14 protein-coding genes are annotated in these 12575 nt (G+C 72.4%); 8 read left to right on the top strand and 6 right to left on the bottom strand.

The features are described from left to right. The first annotated feature begins 43 nt into the window (after positions 1 to 43). Positions 44 to 553 (top strand): hypothetical protein, encoded by a 510-nt coding sequence (locus tag HCC61_RS13180; RefSeq protein ID WP_169135565.1) that lies wholly within the window; start codon positions 44 to 46, stop codon positions 551 to 553. 54 nt (positions 554 to 607) lie between these two features. On the opposite strand, the gene HCC61_RS13175 is transcribed toward HCC61_RS13180, so the two are convergent. The 4 genes from HCC61_RS13175 to HCC61_RS13160 all read right to left on the bottom strand — a co-directional run bounded on the left by HCC61_RS13175 (position 608) and on the right by HCC61_RS13160 (position 3806). Next, positions 608 to 1357: a phosphatase PAP2 family protein gene (locus HCC61_RS13175; RefSeq protein ID WP_169135564.1), complete on the bottom strand. Its 750-nt coding sequence runs from the start codon at positions 1355 to 1357 to the stop codon at positions 608 to 610. Positions 1358 to 1389: 32 nt separating this feature from the next. Beyond that, a complete protein-coding gene (locus HCC61_RS13170; protein WP_169135563.1) occupies positions 1390 to 2346 on the bottom strand; it encodes a M56 family metallopeptidase in 957 nt (318 codons plus the stop codon). Positions 2347 to 2436: 90 nt separating this feature from the next. Continuing rightward, the gene (locus HCC61_RS13165; RefSeq protein WP_169135562.1) at positions 2437 to 3198 is read right to left on the bottom strand and encodes a DUF5134 domain-containing protein; all 762 of its coding nucleotides are present in this window, start codon (positions 3196 to 3198) and stop codon (positions 2437 to 2439) included. A gap of 215 nt (positions 3199 to 3413) precedes the next feature. Continuing rightward, entirely contained in the window at positions 3414 to 3806 is a 393-nt protein-coding gene (locus HCC61_RS13160; RefSeq protein WP_169135561.1) for a VOC family protein, read from the bottom strand. 46 nt (positions 3807 to 3852) lie between these two features. Here HCC61_RS13160 and HCC61_RS13155 point away from each other — a divergent pair, with 46 nt between their 5' ends. Then, a complete protein-coding gene (locus HCC61_RS13155) occupies positions 3853 to 4431 on the top strand; it encodes a GNAT family N-acetyltransferase (protein ID WP_169135560.1) in 579 nt (192 codons plus the stop codon). Here the strand turns inward: HCC61_RS13155 and HCC61_RS13150 are convergent. Further along, positions 4403 to 5086, bottom strand: a complete 684-nt coding sequence (locus HCC61_RS13150; protein ID WP_169135559.1) for a glycerophosphodiester phosphodiesterase family protein — start codon at positions 5084 to 5086, stop codon at positions 4403 to 4405. The genes HCC61_RS13155 and HCC61_RS13150 overlap by 29 nt on opposite strands. 432 nt (positions 5087 to 5518) lie before the next feature. Between HCC61_RS13150 and HCC61_RS13145 the strand changes: the two genes are divergently transcribed. The 4 genes from HCC61_RS13145 (at position 5519) to HCC61_RS13130 (ending at position 9932) form a co-directional block, all read left to right on the top strand. Then, on the top strand, positions 5519 to 6535 hold the full coding sequence (locus HCC61_RS13145; protein WP_346777170.1) for an alpha/beta hydrolase: 1017 nt from the start codon (positions 5519 to 5521) through the stop codon (positions 6533 to 6535). Between the two features lie 81 nt (positions 6536 to 6616). Beyond that, positions 6617 to 8014 (top strand): DUF6421 family protein, encoded by a 1398-nt coding sequence (locus HCC61_RS13140; protein WP_169135558.1) that lies wholly within the window; start codon positions 6617 to 6619, stop codon positions 8012 to 8014. 71 nt (positions 8015 to 8085) lie between these two features. Further along, positions 8086 to 8865: an SDR family NAD(P)-dependent oxidoreductase gene (locus HCC61_RS13135; protein WP_169135557.1), complete on the top strand. Its 780-nt coding sequence runs from the start codon at positions 8086 to 8088 to the stop codon at positions 8863 to 8865. Next, on the top strand, positions 8844 to 9932 hold the full coding sequence (locus HCC61_RS13130) for a low specificity L-threonine aldolase (RefSeq protein ID WP_346777169.1): 1089 nt from the start codon (positions 8844 to 8846) through the stop codon (positions 9930 to 9932). Before HCC61_RS13135 ends, HCC61_RS13130 begins: the two co-directional genes overlap by 22 nt. A gap of 104 nt (positions 9933 to 10036) precedes the next feature. Here HCC61_RS13130 and HCC61_RS13125 read toward each other — a convergent pair whose 3' ends face one another. Continuing rightward, positions 10037 to 10756 (bottom strand): lysophospholipid acyltransferase family protein, encoded by a 720-nt coding sequence (locus tag HCC61_RS13125; protein WP_169135556.1) that lies wholly within the window; start codon positions 10754 to 10756, stop codon positions 10037 to 10039. A 297-nt stretch (positions 10757 to 11053) separates the two neighbouring features. Between HCC61_RS13125 and HCC61_RS31500 the strand changes: the two genes are divergently transcribed. Beyond that, complete coding sequence (locus tag HCC61_RS31500; protein ID WP_346777168.1) at positions 11054 to 11503, top strand: thioredoxin family protein; 450 nt, start codon at positions 11054 to 11056, stop codon at positions 11501 to 11503. A 262-nt stretch (positions 11504 to 11765) separates the two neighbouring features. Then, on the top strand, positions 11766 to 12551 hold the full coding sequence (locus HCC61_RS13115; RefSeq protein ID WP_169135555.1) for an electron transfer flavoprotein subunit beta/FixA family protein: 786 nt from the start codon (positions 11766 to 11768) through the stop codon (positions 12549 to 12551). Positions 12552 to 12575: the final 24 nt, after the last annotated feature.

Raw genomic sequence — 12575 nt, 5'->3', positions numbered from 1 at the left:
CGTTCCGCGATCTTCCGGTGACCGTGGCCCACGAGGAGAGCCCATGTCGTTAGCGGTCGTCTCGCTCATCTGGGATGCAGAGAAGTCCTCCGGCTCGCAGCAGGTGAAGTACGACGACGACGGCTATTACCTGGTCCGATTCCCTTACGGGGAGCAGGAGTCGTACGACCCCTGGAACATGCACGCGGCGGAGCGCGACGGCGACACCTCCCGGTTCCCCGACGCGCACTCGGGCCTGATCCATCCCAGCCACGAGGGCTGGGGCTTCGTCTCGGCGATGGTCCACTGGGAGAAGGACGGCGACCCGCACGAGTACCGCGCCCGGTTCGTGCGCGATCCGCTCGGCGACGGATACGACTCGACGGCGACGACGGACGCGGCGGAGACCGGCGGCGGCCAGTACAAGTCGTACATGTGGCAGTTCTTCGTCCACCCCGGCGTGCCGCTCGGCCTGAAGGTCTCCGCGCGCGGCAAGGGCGACAAGAAGATCGCCACGCCGCTCATGCACGCGCAGTTCAAGCTCGCCATCCACACCGACGTCGCCGAGCCCTGAGGCGCGGAACGCGGGCGGAGCGGGCCGGGCCCCGGAGAGCGCCGTCTGCTCGCGTCAGCCGGCGTCCGCCTCCGTGCGCGTGCCCGCGCTGCGCCGCCAACCGCCCCTGTTCTCCAGCGAGTTGAACGAACCGGCTGCCACCGCGGCCAGCGCGACGCCCAGCGCCGCCCCGGCAAGGGTGTCCGTAAGCCAGTGCACGCCCAGCACGAGACGCGTGAGGCACACACCGGCGACGGACAGCCAGGCCGCGGCGAGCACTGCTGCGCGCAACGGCGCGCCCGCGCCCGACCGTTGCACCAGCCAGACCAGCAGGGTGCAGGCGAGCGCCGCGGTCAGGACGTGACCCGAGGGCATGGCGGAGAAGTGCGCCGAGTCGACCGGGTGCTGCCACCGGGGGCGCTCCCGGTCCACCAGCGACTTGAGCCCCTGCTGAACTCCCGTGCCGGCGGCGGCGGTTCCGGCACACCACACCGCCAGCAGCCGCTCCCCGCGCAGCCACACCCACACAGCGGCAGCGAGCACCAGCAGCCGCATCGTCACGGTGTCCCATACCCAGTCGCTGAGGATCCGGTTGGCCTCGGTCCAGGCCGGATGGGCGAGCGCCTGGGCGTGCAGCCTGTCCGCGACCGTACGGTCCACCGCGAGCAGCGGCCGCCAGCCGGCCGCGACGAGCACCACCAGCGCCGAACCGGCCGCCGCCGGCGCCGCCGCGGTCCACAGCCAAGGGGCCACGCGCGCGGGGGAGTTGGCGGCAGCGGCAGACGCCGGGGGAGTGGGAGCCGGGCGGTCCTTCGGTCCGTGCATGCGTCGATCTTCGCCCACCGGCCGCCGGAGGGCTATCGCAGCGCGGAGAGTCCCGGCACGAAGGCCACCAGGAGGGGCACGGCCGGTACGAGGACCGCGGCCGCGGTCATCCGCAGGCGGCGGGAGACGGTCAGCCGGGGAGCGGCGGCCAGCAGCCGGTGCACCCGGTGGGGGACCTGGGCCAGCGGCGTCGGCGCCGGTCCGAACACCCCGCTGGCCTCGTTGAGTTCGACCAGCGCCAGCGCGGTCGTCAGCCGTCCGTACCGCCGCGAGGCGGCGTCGTCGGCGGCCATCTCGGCCAGTGCGTGCACCTGGTCGCGGAACGCGGCGAAGACCGGCACCCGGGGGAAGCCGGCCGCGAGCGCGGCGGAACAGTGCATCAGCCAGTCGTGCCGGGCACGGGCGTGGCCCTGCTCGTGTTCCAGCACGGCGTCCAGCTGCCGGCCCTTCAGGCGGCGCAGCGCGGCCGTGGTGACGACGAGCCGTGCCGCTCCGTCCGAGGGGCCGCCCGGCAGCCACCAGGCCTCCGGCTTCTCCCCTTCCAGCACCACCAGCCGGTCGGCCTCCGCGGACTTCTCACCGGGCAACCGGGGTGCCCTCAGGCGGAGTTCGGCGTGGCGCCGGCGCCGGCGCAACCGCGCCTCGTGCACCTCGCGCAGCAGCATCGCACCCGTCCAGGCGCCGCCGCAGGCCAGCAGCACCGCGAGGGCTCCCGCCCAGGGACCGTATGAGCCGAGACCGAGGCCGTAGGCCTCCTCGACGCCGCTCGGCGCCGGTGCGAAGACATGGCCCCGTACGACCTGCCAGGCCGCGGCGGCCGAGAACGCCATGGCCAGCACGCAGCACAGCAGCACGGCGACGACGACGCACTGCCACACCCACAGCCCGAGCACGGGTTCGCGCTCCGGCCAGGAGGAACGGGCCAGGACGCGCGGGGCGACCGCGGCGGCCAGCCCGCCGAGGACGAGCAGCGCCAGCGGGACCAACATGGTCGCCAGACTATGAGCCGGTGACCTCGGCGCGGTATGCGCACCCGTGCAGAAGTGACCGACGCCTCACGGGAAGCCCGGCGGGACGTCTCACAGCATCAGCAGCATCGCCAACATGCCCGTGGCCATGGCGACTCGGCATGCGGGGGCCAGGCACGGGAGTTCGCGTGCGAGACCGTGCGCGGGGCGGCCGGCGCGGGCAGGCGCGCGGCCTGCGGCCGGGCCGGTGGTGAGGCCGGGGCCCGTGCCCGCGGCGGCTCTCAGGACCCCCGTGCCTGCGGCGGCTCTCAGGACCCCGGCGCCCGTGTCCGGCAGCAGCCGGAGTCCCGTACACAGCACATAGCCCGCGTAGTAGAGCAGCAGCGCCCCGGTCAGCAGGGGGAGTCCGGCACCGGCGGCGTCCGCCGCCGCGGGACCGCCGGAGGCCGCGCCGTGCGCCGCCGGCATCGCCAGCGCCATGTAGATCATCGCCAGCGCGCCCACGAGGTGATGGAGGTGGTGGACGTGCTCCGCCTGTTCCGGATCCGCTCCTGGTCCCGCCCCAGAGACCTGGCCCCCTCCCGGATCCGAACCCGGCCCACTCGCCGGTACGGCACGGCGCAGCCCCTCCCTGAACTGCGCCAGTTCCCGCACGCCCACCGTCCCGAAAAACACCAGGAAGACGAGCGGGGACAGTCTCCCGGCCACGCTGCCGGGCAGCGCCATCGCCGCCATCCCCAGCCCCATCAGGGCCTCGCTCCTGGCGGTGCGCCGCCGCATCCCCCCGGCACCCTCTGCGCGCAGCAGGCACATCCCGGCGACGAACGCGCACGCTGCCGTCAGCAGCCAGCCGATCGTCGCCGAGCCGTGCACACCACCGACCTCCCCGCTCGCTCCCGCAGGAAGGCTGCCCCTGCCGGTGTCGTCACACGCGAGCGCAGGGGCGCAACGAGGGAGCGCTCAGGGGGCGGGCGGGAAGCCCGGCGGGACCCGGGCGCTCTCCCGGGTGCGCCCGGAGCCGGTCCCGGTCCCGGTTTCGGAGCCGGAGCCGGGACCGCGCCCGGAACCGGTCCCGCCCGCGGGGGAGTTCAGATCCCCGGCCGGTAGCGCATCGGATGATCGCCCGGAACCTCGACGACGCAGATGCGCACGCCGTCCGGATCGGCGATCCACATCTCGACGAGCCCCCACGGCTCCCGTACGGGCTCCCGCAGCACCGGGGCCCCGGCCTCGCGCAGCTCGCGGTGGGCCGCCTCGGCGTCCCGCACCTGCAACCACAGCTGGAGGCCCGGTGCGGGCGGGGAGTCCGAGCGCCCGGAGACCTCCAGATGCCCGCCGCCCAGGAAGTAGACCGTGCCGCGCTCAGGACCCGTCCCGAACTCGCGGCACACCGCGAGGCCCAGCGTCCGCCCGTAGAAGGTCCGCGTCCGCTCCGGGTCGGTCGGCCGCAGCAGGATGCGGCTGCTCAGTACGTCCACCATGCAGACCGACCCTAATCCGGGCGGCGGGGTATTAAGGTCCCTCACCATGGAGAACGTCGAGGAGACCCGCGAAAACGTCGAGGAGACCGGCGAACTGGCCTTCCGGGTCGCCGCGGGCGAGGACGTGGACGCGCTCGTGGCGCTCCTGGAGTCGGCCTACCGCGGCGAGTCCAGCCGCGCCGGCTGGACCACCGAGGCGGACCTGCTGGGAGGGCAGCGCACCGACCCGGAGGGTGTCGGCGCCGTGGTCACCGCGCCCGGCAGCATCATGCTCGCCGTCGAGCGGGGCGGGACGCTGGTGGCCTGCTGCCAGCTGGAGAGGCGCGGGGACGCGGCGTACTTCGGCATGTTCGCCGTACGCCCCGAACTCCAGGGAGCCGGACTCGGCAAGGCCGTACTGGCGGAGGCCGAACGCACCGTGGCCGCCGAGTGGGGCTCCGGCGAGATGCAGATGACGGTGATCCGTCAGCGCGAGGACCTCATCGCGTGGTACGAGCGCCGTGGCTACAGCCGCACCGGCGAGATCACGCCCTTCCCGTACGGGGACGAGCGGTACGGGATCCCGCAGCGGGCGGACCTCGCCTTCGAGCTGCTGGTCAAGAAGCTCGGCGTGCAGCCGTCTTGATCTCCGGCATATCGGTCACCAGGCCGTCGAGGCCCAGCTCGCGCACCCGGGCCAGCTCCTCGTCGGTGTTGACGGTCCAGGTGATGACCTTGATCCCGTGGGCGTGGCAGCGCTCCACGGTCTCCGCCTCCAGCCACTCCAGTTCGCACGAGACCATGAACGCGCCCAGTTCGCGGGCGCGTTCGGGCGCCGTGGGCGTCGAGCGGCCGGTCACCAGGACGAGCGGCATCTCGGGCAGGTGCTCGCGGGTCTCGCGCAGCGCCTCGTCGTGGAAGGAGATGACGGTGACGCGGTCGTGCAGCCCGAGTTCACTGATGGCCGCGCTGAGCACGCGGGCCGCCGCACGGTCCTTGATCTCGGCCTGGAGCGGAGAGCCCACGGCCTCGACGACCTCCTGGAAGACGGGGATGCGCTCGCCCTCGCCGGCGTCGAACTCGCGCAGCTCCGCCAGCGTGAAGTCGCCGATGGCGCCCGAACCGTCCGTCGTACGCGAGATGTCGGCGTCGTGCATCACCACCAGCTCGCCGTCCTTGCTCAGATGCAGATCGAGTTCGATGACGTCGAACCCCTCGCGCTCGGCACGTACGAAGGAGCGCAGGGTGTTCTCGGGCTCGACGCCCATCACCCCGCGGTGGCCGACGGTGAGCAGTGACACGGCACCCTCTCTCTTCCCTTGCGGTGACGGCGCACGCGGTGACGTGCGCGGCGCACAGACTAGCCGCCCCTGCCCCACCGTCCCCGTGCGCCGGTGCCGGGCCGTGAAGCGGAGACGACGTGCACGCGACGTACACGGGACGAACGGCCGACGGAGGCCGGGCACGTCCGTACGCACGGCACATGTACGCACAGCACGTGTGCCCGCGGAACCCGTACGCGCGGAACCGGTACGCGCCGAACTCCCGGCCCCGCGGCGGCAGTCCGGCCCGCCCCGCCCGTAACGCCGCCCGCGGCGACCCGGAGAATGCCCCGGCGACCAGAAGCACGCTCCAGAGCAGACGCCGAAGCACGCCCCGAAGCGCACCTCGAAGCGCACCGCACCCGCCCGGCGCGCCGGAGCACCCCACCCGAGCGACGAAGGAGCACCAACGTGAGCGGCAGCACCGCGTCCCACGGCTACGAGCGCCTCGCCCCCGGAGCCCGCGAGGTGATGGAGGCCATGGCGGCCGTGTTCCCCGATGTCGGAGCGACCGTCCACGACGCGGCCGAAGCGCGCCGCATACTCGCCCTCACCATGCCGCAGCCGCCGCACCTGCCACCGGTGGGCGAGGTGTCCGACCGGCTGGTCCCCGGGCCCGAGGGGGCGCCCGAGGTGCCGGTGCGCGTCTACCGCCCGCACGAGGAGGGGTCCGCCCCCGGCGGGACGCCGACGGTGGTCTTCCTCCACGGCGGCGGCTGGGTCCTCGGAAGTCTCGACTCGCACGACTCGACGGTCCGTGCGATGTGCCGCGCCTCCGGCGCCGTGATCGTCTCCGTCGGCTACCGGCTCGCACCGGAGGCCCGCTTCCCCGAGCCGGCCGACGACGCGTACGCGGCGCTGTGCTGGGCGGCGGAGAACATCGCGGACCTGGGCGGCGACCCGGGCGCCCTGCTGGTCGCGGGCGACAGCGCGGGCGGCAATCTCGCCGCCGCGTGCACGCTCATGGCCCGCGAGCGCGGCGGCCCGGCGATCGCGCACCAGCTGCTGATCTATCCGTCCACGGACCCAGCCGCCGACACGGAGTCCCGCCGGGTCAACGCGGAGGGCTACTTCCTCACCGAGACGGCGATGCGCTGGTACGGCGCCCAGTACTTCGGCTCGCCCGGCGATCTCACCCACCACCACGCGGCGCCGCTGAGGGCCGATCTGTCGGGGCTGCCGCCGGCGCACGTGGTCACCGCGGGCTGCGATCCGCTGTGCGACGAGGGGCGCGCGTACGCGGCGAAGCTGCGCGAGTGCGGGGTGCCCGTGACCGAGGCGCACTTCCCGGGGATGTTCCACGGATTCCTCGGCGTCGGCGAACTGCTGCCGGACGCCTCGGAGGCCATGGCCGGACTGGGCAAAGTCATTGCCTCCACCGCATCTGACAGGAAGATCGACGGCCATGGTGGGGGTTCGGAAGGATAATTTCCTGCCTCTCCACTTGAGGGGGCGACCGCGCCCGGCTACCTTTTTCATGACGCCAGGTTCTTCTGTGGAGGGGTAGTCATGACGGAAATGCTTTCGTCCAAGGCCGCGGACGCCGTCGGTGCGCCCGCCGGGCGCGTGGTCGAACACCCGGCATGGGCGGTGCTGAAGGACGCCGTCGAGGCCGTCCGTCCCGCACAGTCGAAGGACGGCTCGATCGACTTCGAGGCGGAGGGCGCGCCGTCCCGTACGGCCGTCGAAGCCGGCGTGGAGCAGATCTGCGACGCCGTGCGTGACCTGGCGGCGCTGCTGCCGCACGACGCCGCCTACCACGATGCGCTCGTGGCCGACCTGCGCCGCTGGGCCGCCGACGGCTTCGGCGTCCCCGACTTCCTCGACTCCCTGCTCGCCTTCCAGCCCGCACAGGACCGCCGCGACGGGCTCCAGCACCTGGTCGTCTTCCCCATGTACACCCAGAACGGCAACCCGGACCGCAATCTCGAAGCCGTCGTGCTGCGCATGGTCTGGCCCGACTGGCTCGCCGAGCTGGAGCGCTCCCGCTACGACAACCCGCTGTTCTGCGGCATCACCTTCGAGGACTTCACCTCGGGCTACGACACCAACTCCGCCGTCCTCTTCCCCGAGACCGTCGCCGTGCGCGAGGCCCCTCCCCGCTTCTCCTGGGGCGGCATCTTCTGCGACCGCGAGGCGGCACGCTTCCGCCGCGTCGTCGACGCCGCCTGCGACGTCACCAGCCTCGAACTCCCCGAGCCCGCCCGGGGGCTGGTGTCCGACCAGGCGCGCTGCCAGCAGACGTTCGTGCTGTGGGACATGATCCACGACCGCACGCACAGCCATGGCGATCTGCCCTTCGACCCGTTCATGATCAAGCAGCGGCAGCCGTTCTGGATGTACGGGCTGGAGGAGCTGCGCTGTGACCTGACCGCCTTCCACGAGGGCGTACGCCTGGAGGCCGAGGGTTATCCGCAGGGCCGCGACGTGCAGTTCGCGGTGCTGCTCGACCGGCTCTTCCGCTTCCCGGTGACCGGCGAGCGCAACCGCAACTACGACGGTCTGGGCGGCCAGCTCCTCTTCGCCTACCTCCACCAGCACGGCGCCCTGCGCTGGACCGACAACAAGCTCGCCGTCGACTGGGACCAGGCGCGCCAGGTCACCGTCCGGCTGCGCGAGGAGATCGAGACGCTCTACCGGGCGGGCATCGACCGGCCCAAGATCGTCCACTGGTTCAAGGCGTACGAGCTGGTCTCCCGCTATCTCTCGCCGCACCCCGGCTCCAGGTGGGCCAAGGGCCCCGACGCCCTCGACCTGACCCTGCCTCCCCGCAAGCTCGTGGACGATGTGCTTCCGGATGAGTTTCCGCTGAGCATGTTCTACGAGGCCCTCGCGAAGAAGCTCCGTTCCGTGATCGCATCGACCAAGGGCATCACCGCGGACACCCCCGTGCAGGCCGCTGCCTGAGCACACGGGCGGACGCAAGCGGTGTACGGAACGGGCAGGCGGCGGGGCGCCGAGGACCAGGAGGCACAGGCATGACCAGCACGACGGCACGTGGATACCGGGGCAACGGCAAGGGGAGCCTCGAAGGGTCCGTCATCGCCGTCGCCGGCGCGGCGGGCCCCGCGGGCGCCGCGGCCCTGCTCCGCCTCGCCGAGGAGGGCGCCACGGTCGTCGCGGCCGACTCCGACGTCGGTCGCCTCGCCGAGGCCGTCGACGCCGCCCGTTTCGCCCACGGCGGCGCCACCGTCACAGGCGAGACGGTCGACCTGCTCGATCCGGCGGCGACCCGCGAATGGTCCTCCCGCACGGAGAAGGAGTTCGGGAAGGTGCACGGGCTGGTGCACCTCGTGGGCGGCTGGCGGGGCTCGGCGACGTTCGCCGAGACCGACCTCGCGCACTGGGAGACGCTGCACGATCTGCTGATCCGCACGGTGCAGCACACCTCGCTCGCCTTCGAGGGGCCGCTGGCCCGCAGCGGCAACGGGCGCTTCCTGCTGGTCAGTGCCGCCGGCGCGAGCATCCCGACGGCCGGCAACGCCGCGTACTCCGCGTCGAAGGCGGCCGCCGAGGCGTGGACGCTGGCCCTCGGCGACGCCTTCCGCAAGGCGGGGGGTGAGCAGGGACCGCCCGCGGCTGCTGCCATCCTGGTCGTCAAGGCCCTGGTGAACGATCAGATGCGTGCCGACCGCCCCAAGGCCAAGTTCGCCGGCTTCACCGACGTCAAGGACCTCGCCGACACCATCGCCGGTACGTGGAGCAAGCCCACCGAGGAAGTGAACGGACAACGCCTGTGGCTGACCCCGAAGCCCTGACCGCGGACGCGACCGACGCCAAGCGCCGCCACGACCCCGGGATCCGCGGATTCGCCAGCGACAACTACGCGGGCGCGCACCCCGAGATCCTGGCGGCGCTCGCCCTCGCGAACGGCGGGCACCAGCCCGCCTACGGCGCCGACGAGTACACGGCCCGCCTCCAGCAGACCGTGCGCAGCCACTTCGGCCCGCGCGCGGAGGCCTACCCGGTCTTCAACGGCACGGGCGCCAACGTGATCTCGCTCCAGGCCCTCACCGACCGCTGGGGCGCGGTCGTCTGCGCCGACAGCGCGCACATCCACGTCGACGAGTGCGGCGCTCCCGAACGGGTCGGCGGGCTGAAGCTGCTGACCGTGCCCACCGAGGACGGCAAGCTCACGCCCGAGCTGATCGACCGGGAGGCGCACGGCTGGGACGACGAGCACCGCGCGATGCCGCAGGTCGTCTCCATCACCCAGAGCAGCGAACTCGGCACCGTCTACACGGTGGAGGAGATCAGGGCGATCTGCGACCACGCGCACGAGCGCGGCATGAAGGTCCATCTCGACGGTGCCCGCATCGCCAATGCCGCGGCGGCGCTCGACAGACCCATGCGGGCCTTCACCAACGCCGCCGGAGTCGACGTGGTCTCCCTCGGCGGCACCAAGAACGGCATGCTCTTCGGCGAGGCCGTCGTCGTACTCGACCCCGACGCGGTAGGGGCGATGAAGCACCTGCGCAAGCTGTCGATGCAGCTGGCCTCCAAGATGCGCTTCATATCGGCGCAGTGGGACGCGCTGCTCTCCGGCGACCTGTGGCTGCGCAACGCCCGGCACTCCAACGCCATGGCCCGCCGCCTCGCGGAGGGCGTCAAGGACGTCGGCGGCGTCGAGGTCCGGTACCCGGTGCAGGCGAACGCCGTCTTCGCGCGGCTGCCCCACGACGTCAGCGAGCGCCTTCAGAAGCGCTACCGCTTCTACTTCTGGGACGAGGCCGCGGGCGACGTGCGCTGGATGTGCTCCTTCGACACCACCCCGGAAGACGTCGACGGCTTCGTCGCCGCCCTCCACGAGGAGATGGGCCGCTGACCGGCGCCGCTTCCGCGCCGGTCCGCACGGCCTCCCTCCCCGTACCGCCCTCCTTCCCGTACGGCCTCCCGCGCCGCCCGCCGTCACCCGGGACCGCGGGCGTGCTACATCGCCTGCGCCTCCGCCGGTGTCGGTGCGGTGCCGCCCATGTGGGCGGGCAGCCACCACGTGTCGTGCGGCCCGTCCGGAGTGCCCGGGTAGGCGCGCTGCGCCGCCTCCAGCAGATCCTGTATGCGCCCGCGCAGCCGGGAGGTGAGCGCCGTCGCCGCTTCGCCCGCCGCGGTGTGCAGGGGCTCGCCGACGCGGATGCCCACCGGGAAGTGGTTCCGCCCGAAGTTCCGCTTGTGTCCCTTGGTCCACAGCCGCTGCGTGCCCCACAGCGCCATCGGCACGAGCGGCACCCGCGCCTCCTGCGCCAGCCGGGCCGCACCGGACTTGAAGTCCTTCAGCGTGAACGACCGGGAGATGGTGGCCTCCGGGAAGACACCGATGACCTCGCCCCCGTCCAGGGCCTTCAGCGCATGTCTGTACGCGCCCTCCCCCTGCGAGCGGTCGACGGGTATGTGCTTCATCGCCCGCATCAGCGGCCCGGAGACCTTGTGCCGGAACACCGACTCCTTCGCCATGAAGCGCACGAGCCGCTTCGCGGGCAGGGCCGCGAGGCCGGTGAAGACGAAGTCCAGATAGCTGATGTGATTGCTCACCAGCACGGCACCGCCGCGGCGCGGTATGTGCTCGCTGCCCTGGATGTCGAAGCGCAGATCGAGAGCCTTGAACCAGGCGCGAGCCGTGGCGATCACCGGGGGATAGACGAGTTCTGCCATGGGGAGCCCTTCCTGTCGGTCCTGGGAGGGAGCGGCTCCCGCCAGGTGCGCAGCCATACCTACGGATGCGTAACTTCGGTGCGCCGCCGATGGTTCCTCATCGGCCTGCCGATGGCTACACCCGGGGCGCCGCAGCTCCGTGGCCTGTACCGGGGCGGGCGGGAATGCCCGTACATGTGGCATGTGCTGCACACTGCGAAGACGCGGGGGCGCGAGACGCGGACATGACGCGGCAGGCGACGCGGCAGGCGATACGCAAGACCCGGGAGACGGGCCCGAGGGACGAGGGAGAGCGGAGTGGGGCAGGCGGCAGGAGACGGAGACGTCCGTCCGGGAGGCGCGCGCCCGGCGCCGGGCGGGGGCGGGACCGCCGGGGTCCTCGGCCCCGAAGCCCTCGGCCGGCGGGCGACCCTGGTGCAGTTCTCCAGCGCCTTCTGCCAGCCGTGCCGCGCGACCCGGCGGATCCTGCGCGAGGTGAGCGGGATGGTGCCGGGTGTGGGCCACGCGGAGATCGACGCCGAGGAACACCTCGCGCTCGTACGGGAGTCGGGCATCCTGCGCACCCCGGCGGTGCTCGTGCTGGACGCCGCCGGACGCGAGGTGAGCCGCGCGTACGGGCAGCCGCGCAAGGCCGACGTCATCGCGGCTCTGGGCTCGGCGCTGGAGGCGGGGGAGAGCGGGGAGGAGAGCCGTGAGGACCGCCGGGACGCCGGCGGCGGTCCGTGCGCCGGCGGCAGCGTCCCGTGATTGTTGTCGCATCCTGCGGCCCGTTCCTTGACCCTCCTCCGCGGTCTCGGCACGGTGACAGCGCGGTCACCGACGGCGTCGCCGCACTGCCGCCGTGATTGAGTTGAGCCAGTGCTCCGGCGGGCCCAGGGGTAGGCAAGGTCACAGTTCCCGGCCTTGAGAACCGGGTACGCGCTATGTGTACTGGCGAGTAATATAGAGCGAACGGGGTGCCGGTTCAGCGACGGACCGGAACCGTAGGACAAGCAGTAGGAGAGCCGGCGTGAGCTTGAGGATCGTTGTCTGTGTGAAGTACGTGCCCGACGCCACCGGCGACCGGCACTTCGCCGAGGACCTGACCACCGACCGCGAGTCCGTGGACGGCCTGCTCTCGGAGCTGGACGAGTACGCGGTGGAGCAGGCCCTCCAGATCTCCGAGGACGCCGACGACGCGGAGATCACCGTGCTGACCGTCGGCCCGGAGGATGCGAAGGACGCGCTGCGCAAGGCGCTGTCGATGGGTGCCGACAAGGCCGTCCACGTCGAGGACGACGACCTGCACGGCACGGACGTGCTGGGCACCTCGGCCGTGCTGGCCAAGGCCATCGAGAAGACCGGATACGACCTGGTCGTGTGCGGCATGGCGTCGACCGACGGCACCATGGGCGTGCTCCCGGCCGTCCTCGCGGAGCGTCTGGGCGTGCCGCAGGTGACGCTGCTGTCCGAGGTCTCGGTCACCGACGGCAAGGTCAACGGGCGGCGTGACGGCGACACGGCGACGGAGCAGTTGGAGGCCTCGTTGCCGGCGGTGGTCTCGGTGACCGACCAGTCCGGCGAGGCGCGTTACCCCTCGTTCAAGGGCATCATGGCGGCGAAGAAGAAGCCGGTGGAGTCGTTGGACCTGGACGACCTCGACTTCGAGGCGGACGAGGTCGGGCTCGAGGGCGCCTGGACCAAGGTCGACGAGGCCACGCCGCGCCCGCCGCGTACTGCGGGCACCGTCGTCAAGGACGAGGGCGAGGGCGGCAAGCAGCTCGCCGCCTTCCTCGCGGAGCGCAAGTTCGTATGACGCAGCCTCGCGGGTCAGAAGTTC

This window comes from Streptomyces sp. HNM0575, from assembly GCF_012726265.1.
Lineage (GTDB): Bacteria > Actinomycetota > Actinomycetes > Streptomycetales > Streptomycetaceae > Streptomyces.
Note: the sequence above shows the minus strand (reverse complement) of the source record. Positions and strands in the feature narration are given on the sequence as shown.